This is a genomic window from Variovorax sp. LARHSF232, assembly GCF_052871435.1.
Genome location: NZ_JBIXJS010000002.1, coordinates 355,433 through 380,124, shown reverse-complemented (window position 1 = coordinate 380,124; position 24,692 = coordinate 355,433). Strand labels below are relative to the sequence as shown.

Sequence of the window (24,692 nt, the reverse complement as noted above, 5' to 3'; positions counted from 1 at the left end):
TGCCATGCGCAAGAAGCTGGTGATCATCGGAGCGGGTGGCCTGGGCCTGATCGTCTATGACGTGCTCCACAACGATCCCGTCATGCGGGAACAGCTTGAACTGCACGGTTTTCTGGATACCCGTGCCGACTTGCGGCTTCCTCCCGAAATTCCAGCGAAGCTACTCGGCAACCCGCTTCACTACCAGCCGCAGGCGGACGAAGTCTTCATTCCGGCCGTCGGCGATCCAAGCTGGCGTCAAGACCTGGTCGCTCCGCTTGCCGCCCAAGGCGCACAGTTCATCAGCTATCAGCGCCACGCGACGGTAGGTGCGCGGACCCGCATCGGCCAGGGCGTGTTCCTGACCCCCAGCGTGGTGGTATCGACCGACTGCAGCATTGGCGACTTTGCCTATTTGGATACCTACGTCGTTGTCGGCCACAACGTCGAAATTGGACCGCACTGCATGGTTGGCGCAATGACCTTCCTGGCCGGCGATGTGCACATCGGCACCGGGGTCGCCATCCACCCAAGGGCCACGATCGCCAAGGGCGTACAGGTGGGTGACGGCGCCACCATCGGCATCGGCTCGGTCGTGGTCAAAGACGTTCCGCCCGGAGTCACAGTTTTCGGCAATCCTGCCCGCGTCATCTTCTCCTGAACACCATGCAACTTGCGAGCGCCCTCCAGCAATTTGATCGACGAGTCGAAGCCCTGAGAAGCCATGAACTGACGGCCGACACCGCCGGAAGCCTCGAGTCGGCCCGCTCCGTCTACCTGCTGGCGCCCAGTTCGTTCCTGGGTCACGCTTTCGCCGGCGCCATCGCGCTGCGCCTGCTGCAGCAGGGCAAGGACGTGGCGCTGGTTGATGACACGCTGTCGGCTGCGCCCGCCGGGTTGGAAGCCTGCCGCGTCTTGAATACACACGCCTTTCGTGGCGAACGGCCGCTGGCCGGACTCGCCATCAACTTGGCCAACACCGTCTTCGTGCACCGGATGTTCAGCGTTGCCGCGAGAAGTGCGGGCATTCCAATGCTCGATATCGTTCCCGTACTGGCCGAGCTGGGCGTGCCCGTCATCTATCAAGAGGCCACACTGATGCGCACGGCCAGCCTGGCGAGGCTTGACGAATACAGAACCCTTGCGCACGCCCTTGACGACGAATTGAGTGTTCAGACCCTGGCCGCCTTCCTCGAAATGAGGGTGACCCTCGATCGAAACGCCATGCTTCCCGTGCTGTGCAGCCTCGAGGATGAATACTTCTCCCTCTACCCGACGGGCAAGCAGGATCTGACCTTCACGCTGGGGCCGGACGAGGTGTTGTGCGACGTCGGCGCCCACGTTGGCAGTACGGTACGTAAGTTCCTCTCGGCTACCCAGTGGCAGTACTCGGCCATCCATGCCTTCGAGCCGGACACCGCAAATTTTGCCGGCCTGACTCGAGGCCCTTTTGCCAATCTCGCCAACTTCCATCCGCGCAACATTGCGCTTTCGGATCAAAAAGGCGTGTTGAGCTTCGCCGAGACTGGCACCATGGGTAGCCGCCTTGACGCCGGCGGCAATGTGCAAGTGCCGACGTCGAGGCTAGACGATGAAGTGCCGCATGCCAGCTTCATCAAGATGGACGTTGAAGGGCACGAGACCAAGATCCTGCAGGGTGCGCGTCGCCTGATTTCACAGAGCAAGCCGCGGCTGGCGATCACCGCCTATCACTATGCCGATGATCTGCTCGACATCGTTCGCCTGATTCGCGATATCGAACCACGCTACCGCCTGCGCCTGCGGCATCACTCCTACTACTACTACGACACCATCGTCTACGCCGACATCCCATCATGATTGAACCGGCATTGCCACCGGCCTGCTACACGGACGACAAGTGGTTTGAACTTGAGCAACACAGGATCTTCGGACGGCTTTGGCTGTTCGCTGGGCTGACACAACAGCTGGCAACCGAGAACAGTTTTGTCGCCCGTGAGTTGGGCGGGGTGCCGGTGCTCGTGCAAAACCTGGGCGGCGAGTTACGCGCCTTTCGCAATAGCTGCGCGCACCGGGGCATGCCACTTCAGGTCGCACCCTGTGGGACCCGCCGCTTGATCTGTCCTTACCACGGCTGGGCCTACAACGACGACGGCAGTCTGCGCGGCGTCCCCAATGCCAAGATCTACAACATGTGCGATGCGACGAAGGAGAGTATTCGTCTGCAGTCCTACGCGCTCACCACCGTGGGCAACTTCGTCTTCGTAAACCTTTCGCCGAACCCTTTGCCGATTGCGGAGCAGTTCTCGGAGGATCTTCTACGAATCTTGCGAGAGGTGTCGCCATACTTTGCGCCAGACGTGTCGTACACCCACTTCGCTTGCAACTACGACTGGAAGCTGAACTTCGAGAATGTCTTGGACTGGAATCACGCCCAGTTTGTGCACTCGCAGACCCTGGCGCCCTTGTTGCAAATCGAAAGCAGCGGAACGTTCAGCGCAGTCGAATCGAATCAATCGAAGCTCTTTCTTGAAGGTTCGCCGCTGGCCGACATCGTCTTTTCAGGAGACGCGCCGCTTGCCGGCAAGGTCGCGCTCAAAGACGTAAGCCGCATTGGGCGCTCTTCCATGCCCTATTCGGCGCGCTGGTTCTCGTCGTTGTTCGAGGAACCTTGCGATCGCGGCGCTTTCTTTGCCTGCAACATCTTCCCCAACGTGAACTTTGGCTCCATTCATGGAGAGAGCTTCTATTTGCAGCAATACGTTCCGACAGCCGCCGGGCGTATCGACTATCACTCTTGGGTGTTCACCACCAAATTGAAGGCGCGCGTTCCGCCTCAGCCGCATCTTCTATGGGGCATTCACCACGCCGAGAAGCGGGTCATTGACGAAGACGCGGTACTGTTGACTGCGTTGCAAAAGTCGCTGCAGGCAGCCGATTCGATCGGGCTGATGGGCGACCACGAGGCCACCTTGCATGCGATGGGGCGCTGGTACATGCAGGAGCTGAGCGAGGAGGGTGCAGCATGAAGGCTCTGCTGGTCGCTGGACCCGACAGCACCTTGCGCGACGTATTCGCCCTCGCGCGCCAGGCGTATTCAGAACGCACCGTGGCCATGCTCGCGATTCCTTCCAGCGACTATTACCGGTTCGACCTAAGCGGCTTGGCGCAGTATCCGGCGGAACAATGGGACATTTGCATTGCCGTCAACGAGTTCTATATCAATGACGTGCGGCGGGCCTTGCACGGGCATGTGTCAGGTCTAGGCTACCGCGGAACCTCCGTGGTATCGCCTCACGCACATATCGATGCGAGCGTGACAGTCGGCGAAAACGTGATCATTCATCCGGGTTGCGTGGTCGGAGCGGGAACATTCATCGGCCACCATACCGTACTGCGACCCAACGTCGTAGTCGCAGAGGATGTATCGGTAGGCTGTTACGTGACGCTGGAGGCCAATGTGTCGGTGCGCGAGCAGTCGACCATTGGGGACTTCACGACGATCTGTGCGAATAGCAGCTTGGCGAGAACGACGCGGATCGGAACCCATTGCTATCTCAATCTCTCGCAGCAATTTTCGGGCGTGATTGCCGACAGCACGTTCTATTCCCCGTCCTTTCAGAATCCCATTCGAATTCTTGGGTGATGGATCCGTCTGATTTGCGACTATGAGAGCCCACGCCGAGGGTATTTCTTGGGTGTGCGCTTGTCACCAGGATGCCAGCAGCGTGACCCGTCCTGCAATGGGACCCATAACCGGCTTGATCAAGCCGGTCAGAGACGCCCGATGAACCTCATCGGGCGTTTTCAACTTTAGGGATTGGTGCGGTCTTTCCCGGTTGTAGATTTGCACGGCCTGCTGAACCATGCGGCTGGCCTGGCTCAGGTCGGCCGGTCGATGTAGCAGGAACTCCATCTTCAAGATCCGGTTGACCGCTCGGCCAGCGCGTTCTGGTAGCAGTCGTAGCCGTCTGTCATCGAGATGCCGTGACGCTGGTGGATCTGCTGATAGTGTTCGAGCAGTACTGGATACCCCCTGTCGGAGTGGTGCACCAGCGCCTGGTGTGTCTGGCGGCTTTTGAGCGCCACTTTCAGCGCCCGGCTGACCTTCTCTGTGCGCGGGCTGTCGTGAACGTGATGGCCCACGATCTTGCGTGACCAAGCATCCGTCACTAGGCTGGGGTAGACGACCCCCCGATCGGTCGGCAGGTACGTGATGTCGTCCACCCACACCTGCTCGCTGCCCGTAGGTCGCACTTGGTTGGGACCTTCCTTGAGCAGGTAGGCTTGGCGGCTGACGCGCCAATGGTGGCAAGCCCTCGACACGCTCAGCCCCCGGGACGAGCCCTTGCGAGAGGACTTGACTTGCTCAAAGGCTTTTTTTGCGACGCGTACCCTATCCTTCTTCAGGACATCAAGCGCGGCCCGGAACAGCCGGGCCTTCTCGTTGGCCTCCTGAAGTAGCACTTCAAGGACCTTGATCTTCTGCTCTGGGGCAGCGGCGCAACGGGCGCGCACGAGGGTTTCTTGATCGGAACTGGCCTGAGCAGCAGAGATGATGCCGAACCCAACTCTGGCGGCCAATCGCAGCCACGCCAGCACCGTCGAGCGGCCTGGATGCCGTAGCGCTCCTGGGCTTGCTTGCAAGTCTGCTCGCTCTTTTCTATCTGCTCAACCACCGAGAGCTTAAAAGCTAGCGTGTAGTCGCGCTGTGTGCGTTTGACGCCTGAATCCATTGACTTGCCTTTTGAGGAAAAAGGTGTCAACCCAGGTCAGGACGGGTCATGAAGCAAAAAAAGCCGCCCGGAGGCGGCTTTCATTTGAGTACCGAGTTTAGCTACGGCATTCAGCCGGAACGTACTTGGCTTGAATGGTGCCCTTGGTGCCCGGCTTCGATGACGCCACCGAGTTGCAGTTCCACGAAATGGAACCGGCGGTAGGAATCGTCGAGCCGGTGGCGGTGGCGGCGGTGCCAACGAGGCCCGTGGCGCTGGTGGTGCCGCCGTCGCGCGGGGACAAGATCAGAGTGGCGCTATTGTCGATCGCAGGGACGTACGTGATCGTAATTTCGCCATTGAGGTCGTTAATCGCGACGCCGGCGACGTTCTTGGTCGCGCCCGGGGCAGTCCAGCCGGACGAGAAAACGGCGCCATTTGCGGCATTCTCGGCGACGGCAGTCTTGGCAGAACCAGCCATGGCCAAGCCTTCCGATACCTTCGCGCGCACCGTGTAATCCTGATACGCCGGCAGCGCCACAGCAGCCAAGATACCAATGATCGCCACAACGATCATCAGTTCGATAAGGGTGAAACCCTTCTGCACATTGCGTGCAATGGAACGACGGTTCATTTACTTACTCCAGAGGTTGGTTCAGTTCAGTTTTCAAGCTAAGCCCGGGAACCCCCGGAGCCGGACTTGTAACCGCACCATTTGTGCCAACCTGGGCGCCAGAACCTTTAGGCCTCATCCAACAGGACTTTGTTCACGTTCCGGTTACAGTCCGTGACAAATTCTGTTGCAACTGCGCCGACAACACTGACAATTTTGTCACTCGCCAGCACGGAATGTCGCTTCGTCAGAGGACCAGGACGTCGTCGGCCTCAAGCCAGCGGATGTCGTGCTGGGCGATGCCGTCGCTGCTGCCGATCTGGCTCATGATCTCGGCCGTCTCGGCTGGCTTGGTGTGGGTGATGTAGATGGGGTAGTGCTTGTCGGCACCGATGCAGGCCAGCTCTTCGATCAAGGTGGCAGGCGACAGGTGGCGGCTGCGTTCGGCCAGGGCCTGCTCGCGGTTGCTGAAGGCGGTCTCGATGACCAGGGCGCCCACGTCGAGCTGGTTCACCCGGTTCCAGAAGTGCTGGTTGCGCTCGGTGTCGCCGCTGAAGACCCATTGGCGCCCGCCCTGGGCGCAGCTCACGGCATAGCCGCAGGCAGGCACGGTATGAAAGGCCGGCAGCACTTCGACGTTCTTGGCGTTCTGGGTGCCCAGGCGCAGGGTCTGGCCAATGGCGATTTCATGGAAGACGACGAAGGGCGCGTCGCGGCTCGGAATGTTGGAAAAGTCGGGCCAGATGATGTTGTTGAAGATGTGGGTGCGCAGCGCGGCAATGGTCTCTGGCAGCGCGTGCACGCGCAGCGGCCGGGTGCGGCGGCTGGCCACGGCGTCCAGCATCAAGGGCAAAGCGGTGATGTGGTCCAGGTGCGAATGGGTCAACACCACATCGTCGATCTCGATCATCTCGCGCAAGGTCAGATCGCCCACGCCGGTGCCGGCGTCGACCAGAAGGTCGCGATCGATCAAGAACGAGGTCGTCCGGCAATCCTTGGCAATGGCGCCAGAGCACCCCAACACACGCACCTGCATTTGGCAGCGCCCTTTTTATATGAGTTGCTTGAGAGTACTACTTGGATGCGAACCGGGTTGCGCCATCCCACTCGGGATCGAAGGGGCACAAGGACATTGAGGCTAATCGTTCGGCATACCGGCGGTAAAGGACTTTTTTGGCATCTTGCGCAATGAGCGAATCCAGCAGGGGCTGGGCCTTCGCCGGCTGCTGGGCCCGGTAGGCCGCCAGCACTTGTGCCCAGTCGCCCAGTGCCCTGGCTTCCTGCGGGTTCAGCTCGGCGTGCAGGCCCACGGGCGTGTGGATGGTGACGGCTTGTTGCCGGCCCCGCACCCGCACCAGGTCGAGTTCCTGCCAGGCGTAGGCCGATGCCGCCATGGCGGTCGATTCGCTGGCCACGATCGCCACGCCGTAGGCGCCGCCCAGGCCTTCCAGCCGGGCCGCCAGGTTGACCGCGTCGCCGATCACCGTGTAGCTGCGGCGCACGGCCGATCCCATGTCGCCGACGCTCATCAGGCCGGTGTTGAGGCCGATGCCAACGCTCACTTCAGGGCGGCCGGCGACGCGGTTGGCGGCGCTGAGTTCTTCCACGGCTTGCGCCATTTCCACGGCGGCGCGTACCGCGAAGGTGGCATGCAGCGGGTTGTCCACCGGCGCGCCCCAGAAGGCCATGACGCAATCGCCCATGTACTTGTCCACCGTGCCGCCGTGCCGGCTGATGATTTCGGTGAGCCGGCTGAACATGTCGTTGACGAAGGCCTGCAGCTCGACCGGCGGCAGGATCTCCGACAAGCGGGTGAAGCCGCGCATGTCGCAGAAAAGCACTGTGAGCTGCTTGCTTTCGGCGCGCATGCTGTAGCGCTCGGGCTCCTCCTGCATCTGCTCCACCAGCTGCGGCGGCACGTAGGTGCCGAACAGGTTGGCCAGCCCGCGGCGTTGGCGCGCCTCGACAAAGTAGCCCCAGCCCATGTTGAGCGAGAAGGCCGCGATCATCATGAAGATGGCGGACGCCAGCGGCAGCACCAGGCTGTGGGCCATGAAGAGCCAGGTGTTGAGCCCGATGACGGCAGCCGCAACCGCCAGAAAGAGCAGCGTGGCGCGGGTCACCGACAGCAAGGGCAGGCCAATGGCCAGCACCAGTCCGGCCGCGATCAGCACCGAGACCTCGTAGCCCAGCGAATAGTCGGGCAGGGTGAAGAAGCGCCGGTCCAGCAGCGCCGAGATGACATTGGCGTGCACCTCCACTCCCGGAAAAGTGGCACTCACCGGTGTCGCACGCAGATCCTGCAGCCCGGGTGCAGTGGTGCCGACCAGCACGATCTTGTCCTTGAGCTCTTCCGGCGGCAGCCCGCCATAGAGAACGTCAAGTGCCGAGAGGTACTGGAAAGTGCCGCCCTGCGCTCCCCCCCGGCCGAGATAGGGAACGAGCAGGCTGGCACGCGCCGTGAGCGGCACCTGCAGCGCGTTCGGCCCCTGCCCCAGCCGCAGGACTTCTGCCGCATGCCCGGAGCCGTCCGGCGCTAGCAAGGGCGTCACGCCGGACAGCCCGGCTGCCAGGCGGAACACCGCCAATCCCAGCGATTCGTAGTAGCCGGGCGAAGCCGCACCAGCCGAGTAGTAGGCCAGCAGCGGGGCGGCGCGCAGCACGCCATCGCTGCGCGCGCTGATGGCCGCGTTGATGAAACCGGCGGTGCTCGCCGCCTTGGCCAGCGCCGCGATGTTGCTGCCGAAGCCGTTCCACTGGGTTGCGTAGATGCCGCCAGCCGAAAGCGCTGTCGGCGGCAGCACCGGTGGCGGCAGCACGCCCTTGGCCAGCGGCGACTGGCCCTGCGTCAGGTAAAAGCCCAAGGCGACGCGGTGCCCCTGCATCGCACGGGCAAAGCTGCCGTCGTTGTCCAGGGAGGGCGCGAGCTTGTCCAGCTCAGCGTTCAAGGACGCGTTGCCGCGCAGCGGGCCTTGTGCGAGCTCTCGCAACTTCACCAGGCCCGAACTGCGGTCTTCCTCGGCGAAAACCATGTCGAAGCCGAGGACCGCCGCCTTCTGCCGCTCCATGAGCTCGGTGGTCAGGCGCGCCAGTTTGTCCCGCCCCCAAGGCCACTGGCCCACGGCCTGCAAGCTCTCGTCATCGATGTCGACGATGACGATGCGCGGGTCGAAGCGCTCCGGCATGGTCAGGCGCAGGCGCCAGTCGTAGATGTTGAAGTCCAGCCCGTCGGTCGCCGGCCGGCGCTCGACGACGATGGCGTGCCACACCAGCAACGCCACCGGCAGCAGCGTGATGAGGATGCGCGGCCAGCGTCTCAGCAAGGCCGCCATGCTGCCTTTGGCTCAGCCGTAGACGAACTGCATCCGCGTTCCGCCCAGCTCCAGCGTGTCGCCGTCTTGCAGGGCAACGGCCTCGGCGCCCAGCGGCTCGCCGTTGAGCAGGGTGCCGCCGTCGATCGGCGCGACCACATAGCCTTGCAATCGCCGGGTGACTGCGGCGACAGCCACGCCCGGCTTGCCGATGGTGGTGACCACCTTCTGCAGCGAAACTTCGCGCCCGATACCGGCGCCGGACAGCACCCGCAGCACGGCAGCGCCACTGGCTCCGGCCAGCGGCATCTGCGCGGTGGGTGCGACCGAAAGCGGCACGTTGCCCGAGGGCGTGGTCTGTGGCTCGCCGGCGTAGGAAGAATCCACCGGCTCGCTCGAGTTGCCGCGCGCCAGGTAGCGGATCTTGTACTTGCCGACCTCGATGAGGTCGTGATGCTCCAGCGCCTGCTTCTTGACGGCCGTGGCGTTGACGTACGTTCCGTTGGTGCTGTGCAGGTCTTCGATGTAGACATCGCCGCCGATCATGTGCAGCACGGCATGCTCGCCGCTCACGGCCAGATTGTCGATCACGATGTCGTTGTAGGGCCGCCGACCGAGGGTCGTGCGGTCCTTCGCGAGCGTCACCTCCTTGATGACAACTCCATCAATCGAGACGATCAATTTGGGCATGGCCCGCTCCTCAGTCGAACGAGATAGTAGTTATTGTTGTTGTCTGGCGGCTTTGATTGTTGCCGCCAGAAACCATCTAAACCCGCACTTCTACATCGGGAGCCGCGGAAACTCCAGCGGCTTGCGCAAGAACAACAGAAATGTTGTCCCGGCCGCCATTCTCGTTCGCAATTGAAACCAAAAGTGTTGCTTTTTGAGAAAGCGCGGCATCTTGTAACAAAACCGTGAAAAGCTGCTCGTCCGAAACCATCTCGCTCAAACCATCCGAGCACAGCAGGTAGAGGTCGCCCGGCTCGGCGTCGTATTCATGCATTTCCAGCAGAACCTGGCGCTCGATGCCGACGGCCCGGGTCACCAGATTGCGGATGGGCGAACGCGCCGCCTGCTCCAGCGTGAGCACGCCGGCGTCGAGCTGCTCCTGCAGAAGCGAGTGGTCGCGCGTGAGCTGCTCCAAGCTCTGCCCGCGCAGCCGGTAGCAGCGCGAGTCGCCGACGTGGCCCACCACCACGCGCTGCGGGCCGAACACCGCCGCCACCAGCGTGGTGCCCATGCCCTGCAGTTGCACGTTGGCCACCCCGGCCTCCAGGATCGCCAGATTGGCCTCGTCCACCCCGGCCTGCATGGCGCGCCGCACGCCGCGGCTGTTGGCCTGCGGGCCGGCATGCGCCAGCCAGCGGCCGATGCTGGCCTGCAGCAGGGCAATGGCCATGCCGCTGGCCACTTCGCCACCGTTGTAGCCGCCCATGCCGTCAGCCAGGATGGCCAGGCCCAAGGGCGCGTCGAAGGCCACGGCGTCTTCGTTGTTGGCGCGCACGCGCCCCGGATCGGTGAGCGCGGCGAAATCCCAGGGCTGCACGGCAGATCCGCTCTGTGAGGGTATGCCGAGGCTGGACATGTCCATTGAGTGGAGAAAGTAGTTCTTTTGCTTTTACAAAATGAAAAAGCGCTCGCAATTTAACATTGCGAGCGCTTTGCAACGCCTAGGGCGTCAGCGGCTTACAGGCGCGACTTGAGCAGTTTGCCCAGTTCGGAGAAGTTGCGGGTGATGGTGAAGCCGCACTCTTCCATGATGGCCAGCTTGGCCTCGGCCGTGTCGGCGCCGCCGGAGATCAGCGCGCCGGCGTGGCCCATGCGCTTGCCGGGAGGCGCGGTGACGCCAGCGATGAAGCCGACGATCGGCTTCTTCATGTTGTCCTTGCACCAGCGGGCGGCGTCTGCCTCGTCGGGGCCGCCGATCTCGCCGATCATGATGACGGCGTCGGTGTCGGGATCGTCGTTGAAGGCCTGCATCACGTCGATGTGCTTCAGGCCGTTGATCGGGTCGCCGCCGATGCCCACTGCCGACGATTGGCCCAGGCCGATTTCGGTGAGTTGCGCCACGGCTTCATAGGTGAGCGTGCCCGAGCGCGAGACCACGCCGATGCGGCCCTTGCGGTGGATGTGGCCGGGCATGATGCCGATCTTGATCTCGTCGGGCGTGATCAGGCCGGGGCAGTTGGGGCCCAGCAGCAAGGTCTTCTTGCCGCCGGCGGCTTCCTTGGCCTTCATCTTGTTGCGCACTTCCAGCATGTCGCGAACTGGGATGCCTTCGGTGATGCAGATCGCCATGTCCAGGTCGGCCTCGACGGCTTCCCAGATGGCGGCGGCAGCACCGGCCGGCGGCACGTAGATCACCGACACGGTGGCGCCGGTTTGCGAGGCGGCTTCCTTCACCGAGCCGAAGATCGGGATGTTGAAGATCGACTCGCCGGCCTTCTTGGGGTTCACGCCCGCGACGAAGCAGTTCTTGCCGTTCGCGTATTCCTGGCACTTCTCGGTGTGGAACTGACCGGTCTTGCCGGTGATGCCCTGCGTGATGACTTTGGTGTCTTTGTTGATGTAGATCGACATGACTCGTTTTCCTTAGGCTTTGACCGCTGCCACGACCTTCTGGGCCGCTTCCGCCATCGTGTCGGCGCTGATGATGGGCAGGCCCGAATCGGCCAGCATCTTCTTGCCCAGTTCTTCGTTGGTGCCCTTCATGCGCACGACCAGCGGCACTTGCAGGTTCACCGCCTTGCACGCGGCGATCACGCCGGTGGCGATGGTGTCGCACTTCATGATGCCGCCGAAGATGTTGACCAGGATGCCCTGGACGTTCTTGTTCTTCAGCATGATCTTGAAGGCCTCGGTCACCTTCTCGGGGGTGGCACCGCCGCCCACGTCCAGGAAGTTGGCCGGCTCGCCGCCGAACAGCTTGATGGTGTCCATGGTGGCCATGGCCAGGCCGGCGCCGTTCACCAGGCAGCCGATGTTGCCGTCCAGGCTGATGTAGGCCAGGTCGAACTTGCTGGCTTCGACTTCGGCCGGGTCTTCTTCATCGAGGTCGCGCAGGGCGACGATCTCGGGGTGGCGGAACAGGGCGTTGGAGTCGAAGTTGAACTTGGCGTCCAGGGCGACCAAGTTGCCCTTGGAGTCGCAGTTCAGCGGGTTGATTTCAACCAGCGAAGCGTCCGTGTCCATGTAGCACTTGTAGAGCTTGGCGAACAGGTCCACGGCCTGGTCCACCGAAGCGTCGGACAGGCCGATGGCAGCGGCGATCTTTTTCGACTGCTCGGCGGTGATGCCGGTCAGCGGGTCGATCATCTCGGTCATGATCTTCTCGGGCGTGGAGTGGGCCACTTCCTCGATGTCCATGCCGCCTTCGCTCGAAGCGATCACGGCGACCTTCTGAGTGGCGCGGTCGGTGACCAGCGAAACGTAGAGTTCGTTCTTGATGTCGGCGCCGTCTTCGATGTACAGGCGGCGCACCTTCTGGCCTTCGGGGCCGGTCTGGTGCGTCTTGAGCTGCATGCCCAGAATGTCGCCGGCCAGCTTTTTGACGTCATCGATGCTCTTGGCGACCTTGACGCCGCCGCCCTTGCCACGGCCACCGGCGTGGATCTGGGCCTTGACGACCCACACGGGGCCGCCGAGCTTCTGGGCGGCCTCGACCGCCTCCTGAACCGTGAATGCCGGGATGCCGCGGGGTACGGGCACGCCGAACTTGGCAAGGATTTCCTTGCCTTGGTACTCGTGAATCTTCATGAGGAAATCTCTCTCGGGCGGAGGTTGGACAGGGGAGCTGTTGGTGCTGTTGTCCGCGGGCCACTGCGCAGATGAGGCGTGGGCGAAGGACAGCCAGGAACTGTATCATGTTGCGCTGCACCATCCCGGGGCGCCCGCCTGCGGGAACCACGTAGCTTTCCCGCTTGAACTTCACACGAAAGTAAGCCATGGCCAAGGTCTTCATCGACGGCGAAGCCGGCACCACCGGTCTGCAAATCCGCGAGCGGCTGGAGAAGATGCGCGGCGAGGTCGAACTCGTCAGCATCGCGCCCGAATTGCGCAAGGATGTGGCCGCCAAGCGCGATCTGATGGCCGGGGTCGACCTGGTGGTGCTGTGCCTGCACGACGATGCGGCGCGCGAATCGGTGGCGCTCATCGACGAGCTGTCCGGCAAGAAGCCCAAGATCATCGACGCCTCGACCGCGCACCGCGTGGCGCCCGGTTGGGTGTTCGGCTTTCCGGAGCTGGTGGAAGGCCACGCCAAGGCGGTGGCCAGCGCACCGCGCGTGGCCAACCCGGGCTGCTATGCCACCGGCGCCATCGCCATCGTGCGTCCGCTGGTCGATGCGGGCATCCTGCCGGCCGATGCCGCCATCAGCCTGCCCTCGGTCAGCGGCTACTCGGGGGGTGGCCGCACCATGATCGAGGCCTACGAAGGCGGCCAGGCGCCGGCCTACGAAACCTATGCACTGGGCCTCAAGCACAAGCACATTCCCGAAATCATGAAGTACACGGGCCTCACCATGCGGCCGGTCTTCATTCCCTCGGTGGGCAACTTCAAGCAAGGCATGCTGGTCAATCTGCCGCTGCATCTGGATCTGCTGCCGGGCAGGCCCAAGGCGGGCGACCTGCACGATGCGCTGGCCTCGCATTACGCCAAGAGCAACACGCCCGAGCAGTTCGTGAAGGTGCTGCCGCCCACCGAAGACGGCAAGCTCGATCCGCTGGGCCTGAACGACACCAACGTGCTGGAGCTGCGCGTGTTCCCCAACGAAGACCACCGCCACGCGGTCGTCATCGCCCGGCTGGACAACCTGGGCAAGGGCGCCAGCGGCGCCGCGGTGCAGAACCTGAAGCTGATGCTGGGGCTGTGAGCCAGCGGGCTAATCGTCCTCGGCGTCGAATGCGCCGCGGATGACCCGGCTGACCGCCGCCGCGGCAAATCCGCGCGCCAGCAGGAAGCGCGTTTGACGCGCCCGCTCGGCGGGACTCTCCGGCGGGGTGCCGAAGCGGCGCCGCCAGACCTCCCGGGCACGCTCGACCTCGGTGGCCTGCAATTGCTCGAGCGCACCGGCGATGGCTTCGGGCGCAACGCCTTTTTGCTGCAGCTCCTGCCGCACCCGCAGCGTGCCCAGCCGCTTTGCGCGCTGGTGCAGCACCGACTGCACGACCCGCGCCTCGCTGATGAAGTCGCGGGCGGCGAGTTCATCCAGCGCTTGCGCCAGGGTGCCGGGCTCTTCTTCGTACTTGGCCAGCTTGCGCTCCAGCTCGGCGCGCGAGTGCTCGCGCTGCGCCAGCAGGCGCAGCGCGCGGCCTTTGAGGGAAGGAGCGTCGAATGCCATGTCGGTTCCAGGGCCCGCGACAGAGCGGGCGACCTCGCAACTTGAAGCCGGCGGCTTACTTGTCGCCCTTGTCCGACTTGTCGGCCTTCTCAGCCTTCTCGGCCTTCTCGGCCTTCTCGGCTGCCTTGTCCGCCTTCGAGGGCTTGGCGGCAGCGGGGGCGGCTTCTCCGGTGGCGTCCGCTGCCAGCAGCGGGATGCCCAGCGAATCGCGCACCTTGTTCTCGATCTCGTGCGCCAGCGCGGGGTTCTCGCGCAGGAATTCGCGGGCGTTGTCGCGGCCCTGGCCGATCTTCTCGCCGTTGTAGGCGTACCAGGCGCCGGACTTCTCGACGATGCGGTTGTTGACGCCCATGTCGATGACCTCGCCCTCGCGCGAGATGCCCTCGCCGAACAGGATGTCGAACTCGGCCGTCTTGAAGGGCGGGCTGACCTTGTTCTTCACCACCTTGACCCGGGTCTCGTTGCCGATGGCTTCTTCGCCCTTCTTGATGGTGCCGATACGGCGGATGTCCAGCCGCACCGAGGCGTAGAACTTCAGCGCATTGCCGCCGGTGGTGGTTTCGGGGCTGCCGAACATCACGCCGATCTTCATGCGGATCTGGTTGATGAAGATGACCATGCAATTGGTCTTCTTGATGGTGGCGGTGAGCTTGCGCAGCGCCTGGCTCATCAGGCGCGCCTGCAGGCCGGGCAAGGCGTCACCCATCTCGCCTTCGATTTCGGCCTTGGGCGTGAGCGCGGCGACCGAGTCGATCACGATCAGGTCGACGGCACCGGAGCGCACCAGCGAATCGACGATTTCCAGGGCCTGCTCGCCGGTGTCGGGCTGGCTGATCAGCAGGTCGGACAGGTTCACGCCGAGCTTCTGTGCGTACTGCACGTCCAGCGCATGCTCGGCGTCGACGAAGGCGCAGGTGCCGGCCTGGCGCTGCATCTCGGCGATGACCTGCAGGGTGAGGGTGGTCTTGCCCGAAGATTCCGGGCCGTAGATTTCGATGACGCGGCCGCGTGGCAGGCCACCGACGCCCAGGGCGATGTCCAGGCCCAGCGAGCCGGTGGAGACGACCTGGATGTCTTCCAGCGCCTCGCCTTCGCCCAGCCGCATGATCGTGCCCTTGCCGAACTGCTTTTCGATCTGGGCCAGCGCGGCTTGCAAGGCCTTGGCTTTTTCACTGTTGGCGTTGGCGATGCTGGCACCCTTGACGACTGCGTCCATATGGAAATCTCCTTGAAAAATCAACAGGTTGAGTATTCTTCATCGACCTGTTTCAAATCACAGGCTGGATGCTTGAACAGTAGTGTACGGGGCTGTACGGGCGAGTAAAGCTCAAAATTGGTCAGTTTGCTTTACCATCTGAGCCATGCCCGAATACGATGCTTGGCGCCAGACCCACCTGGGCCGGCTGCTCGGCCATGCCATGCGCCGCTTCGACGATCGCGTGCTCACGTTGATGGCACACGACGTCGAGGTGCCCTTGGCGCTGTCCAACCTGGCGGCGCGCGCGCAGATCAGCGCCGCCCATATCCACATCACGCGCCACCTATCGCGCGGCGGCTCGCGCTTGAGCGAGCTGGCCGGGCGGGCCGGCATGAGCAAGCAGGCCATGGGCACGCTGGTGGACCAGTGCGAGGCCTGGGGCCTGGTCACGCGCGGCCCCGATCCGCTCGACGCGCGGGCCCGCCAAGTGCAATTCACCGCCGACGGCCTGGCCTGGCTGGAGGCCTTCCGCCGCGCGGTCGCCCAGGCCGAACGCGAGTTTCGCGCCAGCGTCGGCAACGAAGTTGCCACCGTGGTGGCGTTGGGGCTGGAAGCCTATGCCGGCGATGCCGGCCGACCGGCCTGACGCAGGCCGCCGCGCCGACTCCTAGAATCTGGAAAGAATTGGAGACAATCATGCGCATTCTGATTGCCGAAGACGACCAGGTGCTGGCCGACGCCCTGTTGCGCAGCCTGCGCACCTCGGGCGCAGCCGTGGACCACGTCGCAAGCGGCACCCAGGCCGACGCCGCGCTGCTGACCAACAGCGAATTCGATCTCCTGATCCTGGACCTGGGCCTGCCCGGCTTGCATGGCCTGGAGATCCTCAAGCGTCTGCGCGCTCGCGGTTCGCAGCTGCCGGTGCTGGTGCTCACCGCCGCCGACAGCGTGGAAGAACGCGTCAAGGGCCTGGACTACGGCGCCGACGACTACATGGCCAAGCCCTTTTCGCTGCAGGAGCTGGAGGCGCGGGTGCGCGCCCTCACGCGGCGCGGCATGGGCGCCACCAGCAACGCCATCCGGCACGGCCCGCTGGTCTACGACCAGGCGGGGCGCGTGGCCACCATCGATGGCAAGATGATCGAGCTGTCGGCGCGCGAACTGGGTTTGCTCGAGGTGCTGCTGCAGCGCGCCGGCCGGCTGGTCAGCAAGGACCAGTTGGTCGAGCGGCTGTGCGAATGGGGCGAGGAAGTGAGCCTCAACGCGATCGAGGTCTACATCCACCGCCTGCGCAAGAAGATCGAGAAGGGCCCGATCCGCATCGCCACGGTGCGGGGGCTGGGCTATTGCCTGGAAAAAATCCAGTCGTAGCCTGCCGTTGGCCCCCTGAACAGATTCCCCGGACCCACATTTGAGACTCTTCCAACGCGGCCAGCGCTCGCTCTTCGGCGAGATCCTCGACTGGATGCTCACGCCGCTTCTGCTGCTGGTGCCGGTAAGCATTGGCGTCACCTGGCTGGTGGCGCAGGGCATTGCCAACCGGCCCTTCGACCGGGCGCTCGAGTTCAATGCGCTGACGCTGGCCAAGATGGTCACCCTGGAGCAGGGGCTGGTGCATTTCCAACTGCCGCAAGCGGCCGGCGAGATCCTGCGGGCGGACGGCACCGACCGCGTCTACTACCAGGTGCTGGGCGCCGACAAGCGCCTGTTGAGCGGCGATGCCGAGGTGCCGCCGCCCGAGGACGAGGAAGACCCGGGTGTCGTGCTGCTGCGCGACGACAAGCTGCGCGGCGACCTGGTCCGCGTAGCCAGCACCTGGATCGAGTTGCCACAACCCGACGGCCCGCCGCTGAAGGTGTTGGTGCAGATCGCCGAGACGCGCGAAAAGCAGCAGGTGCTGGCGGCTGAGATCATCAAGGGCGTGCTGCTGCCGCAGTTCGCCATCCTGCCGCTGGCCATTCTCTTGATCTGGCTGGCGCTGGTGCGCGGCATCAAGCCGCTGTCGGACTTGGAGGACCGCATCCGCGAGCGCCGGCCCGACGACCTGAGCCCGTTGGACGACAGCGCGGTGCCGGTCGAGGTGGCACCGCTGGTGATGTCGGTCAACGGCCTCTTGTCCAAGCTGAAGGACTCTCTGGCGACGCAAAAGCGCTTCCTGGCCGATGCCGCGCACCAGCTCAAGACGCCGCTGGCGGGCCTGCGCATGCAGGCCGACCTGGCGCAGCGCGAGGGCGCCAACGCCGACGAGCTCAAGCAGTCGCTCAAGCAGATCGGGCGCTCCAGCATGCGCGCCACCCACACGGTGAACCAGTTGCTGGCCCTGGCCCGCGCCGAGGGCGGTGGTGGCGCGCTGGCGGCGCAAAATTGCGACCTGGCGCGCCTGACCATCGAGGTGGTGCGCGAGGCCGTGCCGCGCGCCATGGACAAGGCGCTGGACCTGGGCTATGACGGCCACCAGCCCGGCGCACCGGGCGTGCAGCTGGAGGGCCATCCAACCTTGCTCAAGGAGCTGATCCGCAACCTGGTGGACAACGCCATTGCCTACACGCCCTCATCGCCCGAGCAGCCTGGCGTGATCACCGCGCGCGTGCTGGGCGACCCCTTCGGCCACGTGCTGGTGCTGCAGGTGGAGGACTCGGGCCCGGGCATTTCCGAGGGGGAGCGCGAGCTGGTGTTCGAGCCCTTCTACCGCGTGCTGGGCAACGAGGCCGACGGCTCGGGCCTGGGCCTGCCGATCGTGCGGGAGATTGCGCGCCGGCACGACGCCATCGTGACGCACGAAGAAGCGCATCCCGGCAAGAAGCCGCCGGGCTCGCGCTTCAGCGTGCGCTTTGAGGCGAAGCGCTCGCGGGCCTGATCTGAAGCGCCTCGGGCCGCACCTGCTGCGACAGGCGCTGCGGCTCGCGCTCGCTGAAGGACGCCGGCAGCAGCCCGAAGGCGGCCAGCCCGCCCTGGGTCCAGGCAAAGTACAGGCCGTTGGCCAGCACGAGAGCGAGCAGCAGGATGCGCACGGTCTTGTTCTTTCGCTTCGATCAACAAGCAGCGCGCGGGCGCACGCTGACTTCTGAACTGGTGATGGACGTCATGCCGGCGGCCGTATGCACGAGCAGTTCGCCGGTCCAGCCCACGCCTTCGCATCGGCCGCTGGTGCCGTCGCTCAGCTGCACCTCGCGCCCGCGCAGGGCGTCGCGCGCGGCAAAGCGTTCGGCCAGGGGCGCGAAGCCGGTGTCGGCAAATTCCAGAACCGTCTGCAGCAAGGGGGCCGCAATCTGCAACAGGGCACCGGGCGCGCTCGCCTGCGGGCGCCATTCGCGCAGGCAGGCCGGCGGGGTGCTCATGCCCTGTGCGTCGCGCCGGCCGATGTTGAGGCCGGTGCCGATCACCACATAGCGCCCGGCCGTCGCGTCCGCAGTGGAAGCCTCGCCCTGGGAGATGGCGGTTTCGATCAGGATGCCGCCCAGCTTGCGATCTTGCAGCCACAGGTCGTTGGGCCACTTGAGCGCCAGCCCGGCACGGGCACCCGGATCCAGCGCCTCGGCCACCGCCACGCCGACCGCCAGCGACAGCCCCGACCAGTCGCGCGGCGCCAGCGGCAGGCCCAGCGAAAAGGTCAGCGACGGCGCCGCATCGGCATCGTCCGACTGGCTCTGCCAGGGGCGTCCCATGCGGCCGCGGCCGGCGCTCTGGCGCCGCGCCACCAGCAGCACCGCCTCGGTGGCCCGGCCGCCGCGCGCGCGGCGCATCAGCTCGGTGTTGGTGGAATCGATTTCGTCGACCAGCTCGACACGGCAGCCCGGCAGCACGGCATGGAGCTGCGCTTCCAGTTCGGCAATGGGCCAGGCTTGGGCGGACATGACGGGGCTCAGTCCTTCAGTCCTTCTTTTTGGACTTCTTCTTTTTGTTCTTGGCCTTTTTCTTCTTCTTTTTCTTCTTCTTGCCCTCGTCCTCGTCGTCGGGCGGCGACAGCAGGGTGCCGCGGCAGGCCTCGGCGCCGCACCAGCAGGGGAATTCGGCCAATAGCTTGGGCGTGTACTCTTCGTCGATGATCAGGCCGTAGTCGTAGCTGAGCTCTTCACCGGCCGGGATGTTGCGCAGGGCCTTGATGAAGATGCGGCCGTTCTGCTCGTCAGCCTCGCAGTTCGGGTCGCACGAGTGGTTGATCCATTTGGCCGAATTGCCGTTGATCTTGCCGTCGATCACGCGCTCGTCATCGACGTGGAAGTAGAAGGTATGGTTGGGCTGCGACGGGTCGTGCGGGTGGCGGCGCAGCGCCTCTTCCCAGGTGATGACCTCGCCCTTGTACTCGACCAGGGTTTCGCCTTCGGCAATGTCCTGTACGGCAAACACGCCGTTGCCATGGACGCCGGAGCGTCGCGTCTGAATGCGGCGACCGCTGATCGGGGTGGATTTTGAAGGCATCGCCGAAGTCTGTTAGTTTGAATACAGGCACACATGCGCGTGCGTGCGTACGCGTGAGAAGCGCCAGATTGTAGAGAGAGCCGAGATGACGAAGACATTGGTGATTGCAGAAAAGCCGTCGGTGGCCCAGGACATCGTGCGTGCACTCACGCCCGTGGCTGGCAAGTTCGACAAGCACGACGAGCATTTCGAGAACGAGAAATACGTCGTGACCAGCGCCGTGGGCCACCTGGTGGAGATCCAGGCGCCCGAAGAATATGACGTGAAGCGCGGCAAGTGGAGTTTTGCCAACCTGCCGGTGATTCCGCCCCGCTTCGACCTGAAGCCGGTGGAAAAGACCAAGACGCGCCTGAACGCCGTGGTGCGCCAGGCCAAGCGCAAGGACGTGTCGGCCCTGGTGAACGCCTGCGACGCGGGGCGCGAGGGCGAACTGATCTTTCGCCTGATCGAGCAGTACGCCGGCGGCGCCAAGCCGCTGGGCAAGCCGGTCACGCGCCTGTGGCTGCAGTCGATGACGCCGCAAGCCATCCGCGACGGCTTCGACAGCCTGCGCAGCGAACAGCAGATGCAGGGCCTGGCCGACGCCGCACGTTCGCGCTCCGAGGCCGACTGGCTGGTGGGCATCAACGGCACGCGCGCCATGACCGCTTTCAATTCGCGCGACGGCGGCTTCTTCCTGACCACCGTGGGCCGGGTGCAGACGCCGACCCTGTCGGTGGTGGTGGAGCGCGAGGAACAGATCCGCAAGTTCGTCAGCCGCGACTACTGGGAAGTTCATGCGGCATTCCAGGCGGAGGCCGGCCAGTACCCGGGCAAATGGTTCGACCCCAACTGGAAGAAGGCCAACGCGCCCCTGTTGCCCAGCGGCGAGCCCGACCCGGAGCAACGCGCAGACCGCGTCTGGAACGAGCGCGATGCGCTGGCCATCGCGCAGGCAGCACGCGGCAAGCCCGCCTCCGTCACCGAAGAGAGCAAGCCCAGCACGCAGGCCCCGCCCCTGCTGTTCGACCTGACGTCGCTGCAGCGCGAGGCCAACAGCCGCTTCGGCTACTCGGCCAAGACCACGCTGGCGCTGGCGCAAAGCCTGTACGAGCGGCACAAGGCACTGACCTACCCACGTACCGATTCGCGCGCCCTGCCCGAGGACTACCTGCCGGTGGTCAAAGAGACCATGGGCATGCTCGCCAACAGCGGCATGCGGCACCTGGCGCCCTTTGCCCAGCAGGCCATCGATGGCAGCTACGTCAAGCAAGCCAAGCGCATCTTCGACAACGCCAAGGTGTCGGATCACTTCGCCATCATCCCGACTCTGCAGGCGCCAACAGGCCTGTCCGAGGCCGAGCAACGCCTGTACGACTTCGTGGTGCGGCGCTTCCTGTCGGTGTTCTTCCCGAGCGCCGAATACCAGCTCACCACCCGCATCAGCACCGTGGCGAACGAGGGCAAGCAATACAACTTCCGCTCCGACGGCAAGGTGCTGGTCAAGCCGGGCTGGCTGGCCATCTACGGCAAGGAAGCCGTCAGCGATGACGACGAGAAGGACGGCAAGAACCTGGTGCCGGTCAAGCCCGGCGAGCAGGTGCAGGTCGACTCCTGCGATGCCAAGGGCCTGAAGACGCGCCCGCCGGCGCGCTACTCCGAAGCCACGCTGCTGGGCGCCATGGAAGGCGCCGGCAAGCTGATCGACGACGACGAGCTGCGCGAAGCCATGCAGGAAAAAGGCCTGGGCACGCCGGCCACGCGCGCGGCCATCATCGAAGGCCTCCTGGCCGAAAAGTACATGCACCGCGAGGGCCGCGAGCTGATCCCCACCGCCAAGGCCTTCCAGCTGATGACCCTGCTGCGCGGCCTGGGCGTGGAAGAGCTCTCCAAGGCCGCGCTCACCGGCGAGTGGGAATACAAGCTCGCGCAGATGGAGCACGGCAAGCTCAGCCGCGAAGCCTTCATGCGCGAGATCGCCGAAATGACGGAACACATCGTCAAGAAGGCCAAGGAGTACGACCGTGACACGGTGCCGGGCGACTACGCCACCTTGAGCACGCCGTGCCCCAACTGCGGCGGCGTGGTGCGCGAGAACTACCGCCGCTACGCCTGCACCGGCAAGCCGGGCCAGGAAGGCTGCGGCTTCTCCTTCGGCAAGTCGCCGGCCGGCCGCACCTTCGAGGTGGCGGAAGCCGAGGCATTGCTGCGCGACAAGCGCATCGGACCGCTGGAAGGCTTCCGCTCCAAGGCGGGCTGGCCCTTCGTCTCGGAGATCGTCATCAAGTGGGACGAGGAAGCGAAAAACTACAAGCTGGAATTCGACTTCGGCGACGAGAAGGACCCGGCCGAGACCGGCGAGATCGTCGACTTCTCCGATCAGCAATCGCTGGGGCCCTGCCCCAAGTGCGGCGCCCGGGTGTTCGAGTTCGGCACCAACTACATCTGCGAGAAATCGGTGCCCACCGCGGCGCAGCCTACGCCCAGCTGCGACTTCAAGACGGGCAAGGTGATCCTCACGCAGCCGGTGTCGCCCGAGCAGGTGCACAAGCTCTTGGCCGAGGGCAAGACGGACCTGCTCGACAAGTTCGTCTCGATGCGCACGCGCCGCGCCTTCAAGGCCTTCCTGGTGTGGAACAAGGACGAGGGCAAGGTGACTTTCGAGTTCGAGCCGCGCACCTCCAAGTTCCCGCCGCGCAAGACCCTGGCCTCGACCAAGACGCCCACGGTGACGGCGGCGAAGAAGGCCGCAGCTGCCAAGAAAGCGCCGGCGGCAAAGAAGACGCCGGCCGCCAAGAAGGCCGCCGCGCCCAAGGCGCCGCGCAAGCCCGCGGCCGGGCTCACGCCCAGCGCCGAGCTGGCCGCGGTGATCGGCACCGAGCCGGTGGCGCGCACCGAGGTCATCAAGAAGCTGTGGGACTACATCAAGGCCAACGGCCTGCAGGATGCGACCAACAAGCGCGCCATCAATGCCGACGCCAAGCTGAAGCCCGTGTTCGGCAAGGACCAGGTCACGATGTTCGAGCTGGCCGGCATCGTCGGCAAGCACCTCGGCTGATGAAATGCCCACCCCCGTATCGGCTCACTTCGTGTAGCCGAGTACCCCCTCGAGGGGGCAACACCAGTGGCCCGGCAAAGCCGGTTCCACGGTGTTTCCCGGCTCGGCTGCGCCAGTTTCAGGCGCAGCAGTCGAATGAATCATGCGTACGCTAGCTTCTCCGACTTTCGCGGACGTGCAGGCCGCCGCCGTGCGGCTGGAAGGCCATGCGCACCGCACGCCGGTGCTGCGCTCGCGCACCGTCGACGCGGCCACCGGCGCGCAGTTCTTCTTCAAGTGCGAGAACTTCCAGCGCATGGGCGCCTTCAAGTTCCGCGGCGCCTTCAATGCGCTTTCTTGCTTTGATGCAGCGCAGCGCCAAGCCGGCGTGATGGCCTTTTCATCGGGCAACCACGCGCAGGCGATCGCGCTGGCGGCCCAGATGCTGGGCATTCCGGCCACCATCCTGATGCCCAGCGACGCGCCGGCGATGAAGGTGGCCGCCACACGCGGCTATGGCGGCGAGGTGGTGCTGTACGACCGCTACACCGAGGATCGCGAAGTCCTGAGCCAGAAGCTGGCACAGGCGCGTGGGCTGACCTTGATCCCGCCGTACGACCATCCGCATGTGATCGCCGGCCAGGGCACGGCGGTGAAGGAGCTGCTGGAAGAAGCCGGGCCGCTGGATGCGCTCTTCGTGTGCCTGGGCGGCGGCGGGCTGCTGTCGGGATCGGCGCTGTCCGCGCGCGCCCTGGCACCCGGCTGCAAGCTCTACGGCGTGGAGCCTGAGGCCGGCAACGACGGGCAGCAGTCGTTCCGTGCGGGCCGCATCGTGCACATCGAGACGCCGCGCACCATTGCCGACGGCGCGCAGACGCAGCACCTGGGCGAGCACACCTTCGCCATCATCCGGCGCGAGGTGGACGACATCCACACGGCCAGCGACGCCGAGCTGGTGGAGGCGATGCGCTTTTTTGCCGAGCGCATGAAGATGCTGGTGGAGCCCACCGGCTGCCTGGGCTTTGCCGCGGCACGCCGGCTGGCCCCTCAGTTGGCGGGCCAGCGCGTGGGCGTGGTGGTCAGCGGCGGCAACGTCGACCTGCAGCGCTTCGCACAGCTGCTGGCCTGAGACCGCTCAGCGCGCCGCTTTCTTGTCGGGCTCGTCCAGGAAGCCCGAGATCAGCGGCGCGATCTCCTTCGCCTTGGTCAGGAGGAACAGGTGCCCGTCCTCGATGACGCAAAGCCGCGCGTTCGGCAGCAGCAGCGCATGCATGCGCGCATTGACGAGCGGAATGAGCGGATCGTCGTTGCCCGCCATCACCAGGGTGGGTTGGCGGATGCGCCAGAGCCAGGGCAGGCTGGTCCAGCCCAGCATGGCCAACAGCTGGTAGCGATAGCCCACCGGGTCGCCGCCCTTTGCGTGGTCGGTGAAAAGCTTGATGGCCTCCGGATCGGTGCGCAGCTGGCCGCCGTAGATTTCGGGCGCGATGCGCTTCATGTAGCCCTTGTCCAGGTAGCGCTGCGGGCTGGCCATCTTCATCAGCACGGCCGGACGTCCCGGCACCATGGTGAAGCCGCCCATGGCGGTGGCCGCGAGGATCAGGCGGTGCACTCGCTTGGGGTACTGCATCGCGAATTGCTGGGCCAGGCCGCCGCCCCAGGACACGCCCATCACATCGACCTGGCCGCGGTGGCCCAGCGCATCGAGCAGCCGGGTCGCCAGGCGCGCCAGCCAGAACAGCCGATAGGGCCGCTTGGGTGCAGGTGACTTGCCGGCGCCAGGCACGTCGAACACGATGCTCTCGCGCTCCGGCAGCTGGGCCATCATGGGCCCGCACAGCTCCAGGTTGGCGCCGATGCCGTTGAACACCAGCAGCGGCGCGCGCGCCGGGTCGGCGCCTGGCGCGCGCGGGTGGATCCCTACGCGCAGCAGCTGGCCGTCGATGGTGATGGTGCCGATGTGCATGCCCGAGGCGGCATCCACCTGCACGTCCTGCAAGCGCTCGTGCGAGGCGCCCGCCGCGGCGTGCTGCGGCCGGGAAGCGTCGGATGGCATGAAGAAGGAAAAGGCGCTGGAGCAGGGGGTCAGCGAAGCAAGCTCTTTGACAAGAAGAAGGGGCATC

Annotated in this window: 23 protein-coding genes and 1 pseudogene; 10 read left to right on the top strand and 14 right to left on the bottom strand. The window is 64.9% G+C overall.

The genetic code is table 11. From position 1 onward, the window contains the following. The first annotated feature begins 4 nt into the window (after positions 1 to 4). Genes ACIPRI_RS07220 through ACIPRI_RS07205 form a run of 4 tightly spaced genes read left to right on the top strand, consistent with a single transcriptional unit; the run spans position 5 to position 3,604 of the window. Positions 5 to 640, top strand: a complete 636-nt coding sequence (locus tag ACIPRI_RS07220) for an acetyltransferase (RefSeq protein ID WP_446620735.1) — start codon at positions 5 to 7, stop codon at positions 638 to 640. Positions 641 to 645: 5 nt separating this feature from the next. Next, positions 646 to 1,818, top strand: coding sequence for an FkbM family methyltransferase (locus ACIPRI_RS07215; RefSeq protein ID WP_446620734.1), 1,173 nt, complete (start codon positions 646 to 648; stop codon positions 1,816 to 1,818). Continuing rightward, a complete protein-coding gene (locus tag ACIPRI_RS07210) occupies positions 1,815 to 2,987 on the top strand; it encodes an aromatic ring-hydroxylating oxygenase subunit alpha (protein WP_446620733.1) in 1,173 nt (390 codons plus the stop codon). The genes ACIPRI_RS07215 and ACIPRI_RS07210 overlap by 4 nt, the downstream gene beginning before the upstream one ends. After that, a complete protein-coding gene (locus ACIPRI_RS07205) occupies positions 2,984 to 3,604 on the top strand; it encodes a hypothetical protein (protein WP_446620732.1) in 621 nt (206 codons plus the stop codon). The genes ACIPRI_RS07210 and ACIPRI_RS07205 overlap by 4 nt, the downstream gene beginning before the upstream one ends. Positions 3,605 to 3,667: 63 nt before the next feature. On the opposite strand, the pseudogene ACIPRI_RS07200 reads toward ACIPRI_RS07205, so the two are convergent. From ACIPRI_RS07200 to sucC, 8 genes and pseudogenes are all read right to left on the bottom strand, one after another. Continuing rightward, positions 3,668 to 4,694: pseudogene (locus tag ACIPRI_RS07200) on the bottom strand (IS3 family transposase). Positions 4,695 to 4,791: 97 nt separating this feature from the next. Continuing rightward, on the bottom strand, positions 4,792 to 5,307 hold the full coding sequence (locus ACIPRI_RS07195) for a pilin (RefSeq protein ID WP_446620731.1): 516 nt from the start codon (positions 5,305 to 5,307) through the stop codon (positions 4,792 to 4,794). Between the two features lie 226 nt (positions 5,308 to 5,533). Beyond that, positions 5,534 to 6,322, bottom strand: a complete 789-nt coding sequence (locus ACIPRI_RS07190; protein WP_446620730.1) for a 3',5'-cyclic-nucleotide phosphodiesterase — start codon at positions 6,320 to 6,322, stop codon at positions 5,534 to 5,536. 37 nt (positions 6,323 to 6,359) lie between these two features. Further along, a complete protein-coding gene (locus tag ACIPRI_RS07185) occupies positions 6,360 to 8,618 on the bottom strand; it encodes a CHASE2 domain-containing protein (RefSeq protein WP_446620729.1) in 2,259 nt (752 codons plus the stop codon). 12 nt (positions 8,619 to 8,630) lie between these two features. After that, positions 8,631 to 9,287 (bottom strand): FHA domain-containing protein, encoded by a 657-nt coding sequence (locus tag ACIPRI_RS07180; protein ID WP_446620728.1) that lies wholly within the window; start codon positions 9,285 to 9,287, stop codon positions 8,631 to 8,633. 76 nt (positions 9,288 to 9,363) lie between these two features. Continuing rightward, the gene (locus ACIPRI_RS07175) at positions 9,364 to 10,182 is read right to left on the bottom strand and encodes a Stp1/IreP family PP2C-type Ser/Thr phosphatase (protein ID WP_446621069.1); all 819 of its coding nucleotides are present in this window, start codon (positions 10,180 to 10,182) and stop codon (positions 9,364 to 9,366) included. 101 nt (positions 10,183 to 10,283) lie between these two features. Further along, positions 10,284 to 11,177 carry a succinate--CoA ligase subunit alpha gene (gene sucD, locus ACIPRI_RS07170; protein ID WP_446620727.1) on the bottom strand — a complete coding sequence of 298 codons (894 nt, stop codon included), beginning with the start codon at positions 11,175 to 11,177 and terminating at the stop codon, positions 10,284 to 10,286. Positions 11,178 to 11,189: 12 nt separating this feature from the next. Beyond that, positions 11,190 to 12,353: an ADP-forming succinate--CoA ligase subunit beta gene (sucC, locus tag ACIPRI_RS07165; protein ID WP_446620726.1), complete on the bottom strand. Its 1,164-nt coding sequence runs from the start codon at positions 12,351 to 12,353 to the stop codon at positions 11,190 to 11,192. Positions 12,354 to 12,541: 188 nt separating this feature from the next. On the opposite strand from sucC, the gene argC reads away from it, so the two are divergent. Beyond that, a complete protein-coding gene (argC, locus tag ACIPRI_RS07160) occupies positions 12,542 to 13,468 on the top strand; it encodes an N-acetyl-gamma-glutamyl-phosphate reductase (protein ID WP_446620725.1) in 927 nt (308 codons plus the stop codon). A gap of 9 nt (positions 13,469 to 13,477) precedes the next feature. Here argC and recX read toward each other — a convergent pair whose 3' ends face one another. Then, positions 13,478 to 13,936 carry a recombination regulator RecX gene (gene recX / locus ACIPRI_RS07155; RefSeq protein ID WP_446620724.1) on the bottom strand — a complete coding sequence of 153 codons (459 nt, stop codon included), beginning with the start codon at positions 13,934 to 13,936 and terminating at the stop codon, positions 13,478 to 13,480. A 55-nt stretch (positions 13,937 to 13,991) separates the two neighbouring features. Further along, positions 13,992 to 15,152 carry a recombinase RecA gene (gene recA, locus ACIPRI_RS07150; protein ID WP_446620723.1) on the bottom strand — a complete coding sequence of 387 codons (1,161 nt, stop codon included), beginning with the start codon at positions 15,150 to 15,152 and terminating at the stop codon, positions 13,992 to 13,994. Positions 15,153 to 15,297: 145 nt separating this feature from the next. Here recA and ACIPRI_RS07145 point away from each other — a divergent pair, with 145 nt between their 5' ends. Genes ACIPRI_RS07145 through ACIPRI_RS07135 form a run of 3 tightly spaced genes read left to right on the top strand, consistent with a single transcriptional unit; the run spans position 15,298 to position 17,991 of the window. After that, positions 15,298 to 15,780 (top strand): MarR family winged helix-turn-helix transcriptional regulator, encoded by a 483-nt coding sequence (locus tag ACIPRI_RS07145; protein ID WP_446620722.1) that lies wholly within the window; start codon positions 15,298 to 15,300, stop codon positions 15,778 to 15,780. Between the two features lie 50 nt (positions 15,781 to 15,830). Further along, complete coding sequence (locus ACIPRI_RS07140) at positions 15,831 to 16,505, top strand: response regulator (protein ID WP_446620721.1); 675 nt, start codon at positions 15,831 to 15,833, stop codon at positions 16,503 to 16,505. A 40-nt stretch (positions 16,506 to 16,545) separates the two neighbouring features. After that, positions 16,546 to 17,991 (top strand): sensor histidine kinase N-terminal domain-containing protein, encoded by a 1,446-nt coding sequence (locus ACIPRI_RS07135; RefSeq protein ID WP_446620720.1) that lies wholly within the window; start codon positions 16,546 to 16,548, stop codon positions 17,989 to 17,991. Here the strand turns inward: ACIPRI_RS07135 and ACIPRI_RS07130 are convergent. The 3 genes from ACIPRI_RS07130 to ACIPRI_RS07120 are packed head-to-tail and all read right to left on the bottom strand — an operon-like array spanning position 17,954 to position 19,553. Beyond that, complete coding sequence (locus ACIPRI_RS07130) at positions 17,954 to 18,145, bottom strand: sporulation protein (RefSeq protein WP_446620719.1); 192 nt, start codon at positions 18,143 to 18,145, stop codon at positions 17,954 to 17,956. The two genes, ACIPRI_RS07135 and ACIPRI_RS07130, sit on opposite strands and share 38 nt — an antisense overlap. Positions 18,146 to 18,166: 21 nt before the next feature. After that, entirely contained in the window at positions 18,167 to 18,988 is an 822-nt protein-coding gene (locus ACIPRI_RS07125; protein ID WP_446620718.1) for a biotin--[acetyl-CoA-carboxylase] ligase, read from the bottom strand. A 16-nt stretch (positions 18,989 to 19,004) separates the two neighbouring features. After that, the gene (locus tag ACIPRI_RS07120; RefSeq protein ID WP_446620717.1) at positions 19,005 to 19,553 is read right to left on the bottom strand and encodes an SET domain-containing protein; all 549 of its coding nucleotides are present in this window, start codon (positions 19,551 to 19,553) and stop codon (positions 19,005 to 19,007) included. 85 nt (positions 19,554 to 19,638) lie between these two features. On the opposite strand from ACIPRI_RS07120, the gene ACIPRI_RS07115 reads away from it, so the two are divergent. Both ACIPRI_RS07115 and ACIPRI_RS07110 read left to right on the top strand, forming a co-directional pair. Then, complete coding sequence (locus tag ACIPRI_RS07115; RefSeq protein ID WP_446620716.1) at positions 19,639 to 22,590, top strand: DNA topoisomerase III; 2,952 nt, start codon at positions 19,639 to 19,641, stop codon at positions 22,588 to 22,590. A 142-nt stretch (positions 22,591 to 22,732) separates the two neighbouring features. Next, entirely contained in the window at positions 22,733 to 23,698 is a 966-nt protein-coding gene (locus ACIPRI_RS07110) for a threo-3-hydroxy-L-aspartate ammonia-lyase (RefSeq protein WP_446620715.1), read from the top strand. A gap of 6 nt (positions 23,699 to 23,704) precedes the next feature. Here the strand turns inward: ACIPRI_RS07110 and phaZ are convergent, their stop codons facing one another. Further along, positions 23,705 to 24,691 (bottom strand): poly(3-hydroxyalkanoate) depolymerase, encoded by a 987-nt coding sequence (gene phaZ, locus ACIPRI_RS07105; RefSeq protein ID WP_446620714.1) that lies wholly within the window; start codon positions 24,689 to 24,691, stop codon positions 23,705 to 23,707. Position 24,692 lies beyond the last annotated feature (1 nt).

Bases quoted from the DNA above. Each gene is read 5' to 3' on its own strand.
- recA (WP_446620723.1), bottom strand. From the start codon at position 15,152: ATGGACGCAGTCGTCAAGGGTGCCAGCATCGCCAACGCCAACAGTGAA.
- ACIPRI_RS07185 (WP_446620729.1), bottom strand. From the start codon at position 8,618: ATGGCGGCCTTGCTGAGACGCTGGCCGCGCATCCTCATCACGCTGCTG.
- ACIPRI_RS07215 (WP_446620734.1), top strand. From the start codon at position 646: ATGCAACTTGCGAGCGCCCTCCAGCAATTTGATCGACGAGTCGAAGCC.
- ACIPRI_RS07110 (WP_446620715.1), top strand. From the start codon at position 22,733: ATGCGTACGCTAGCTTCTCCGACTTTCGCGGACGTGCAGGCCGCCGCC.
- ACIPRI_RS07220 (WP_446620735.1), top strand. From the start codon at position 5: ATGCGCAAGAAGCTGGTGATCATCGGAGCGGGTGGCCTGGGCCTGATC.
- ACIPRI_RS07205 (WP_446620732.1), top strand. From the start codon at position 2,984: ATGAAGGCTCTGCTGGTCGCTGGACCCGACAGCACCTTGCGCGACGTA.
- argC (WP_446620725.1), top strand. From the start codon at position 12,542: ATGGCCAAGGTCTTCATCGACGGCGAAGCCGGCACCACCGGTCTGCAA.
- ACIPRI_RS07195 (WP_446620731.1), bottom strand. From the start codon at position 5,307: ATGAACCGTCGTTCCATTGCACGCAATGTGCAGAAGGGTTTCACCCTT.
- ACIPRI_RS07175 (WP_446621069.1), bottom strand. From the start codon at position 10,182: ATGTCCAGCCTCGGCATACCCTCACAGAGCGGATCTGCCGTGCAGCCC.
- ACIPRI_RS07145 (WP_446620722.1), top strand. From the start codon at position 15,298: ATGCCCGAATACGATGCTTGGCGCCAGACCCACCTGGGCCGGCTGCTC.
- ACIPRI_RS07140 (WP_446620721.1), top strand. From the start codon at position 15,831: ATGCGCATTCTGATTGCCGAAGACGACCAGGTGCTGGCCGACGCCCTG.
- ACIPRI_RS07115 (WP_446620716.1), top strand. From the start codon at position 19,639: ATGACGAAGACATTGGTGATTGCAGAAAAGCCGTCGGTGGCCCAGGAC.
- sucC (WP_446620726.1), bottom strand. From the start codon at position 12,353: ATGAAGATTCACGAGTACCAAGGCAAGGAAATCCTTGCCAAGTTCGGC.
- ACIPRI_RS07190 (WP_446620730.1), bottom strand. From the start codon at position 6,322: ATGCAGGTGCGTGTGTTGGGGTGCTCTGGCGCCATTGCCAAGGATTGC.
- ACIPRI_RS07125 (WP_446620718.1), bottom strand. From the start codon at position 18,988: ATGTCCGCCCAAGCCTGGCCCATTGCCGAACTGGAAGCGCAGCTCCAT.
- phaZ (WP_446620714.1), bottom strand. From the start codon at position 24,691: ATGCCCCTTCTTCTTGTCAAAGAGCTTGCTTCGCTGACCCCCTGCTCC.
- ACIPRI_RS07210 (WP_446620733.1), top strand. From the start codon at position 1,815: ATGATTGAACCGGCATTGCCACCGGCCTGCTACACGGACGACAAGTGG.
- recX (WP_446620724.1), bottom strand. From the start codon at position 13,936: ATGGCATTCGACGCTCCTTCCCTCAAAGGCCGCGCGCTGCGCCTGCTG.
- sucD (WP_446620727.1), bottom strand. From the start codon at position 11,177: ATGTCGATCTACATCAACAAAGACACCAAAGTCATCACGCAGGGCATC.
- ACIPRI_RS07120 (WP_446620717.1), bottom strand. From the start codon at position 19,553: ATGCCTTCAAAATCCACCCCGATCAGCGGTCGCCGCATTCAGACGCGA.
- ACIPRI_RS07180 (WP_446620728.1), bottom strand. From the start codon at position 9,287: ATGCCCAAATTGATCGTCTCGATTGATGGAGTTGTCATCAAGGAGGTG.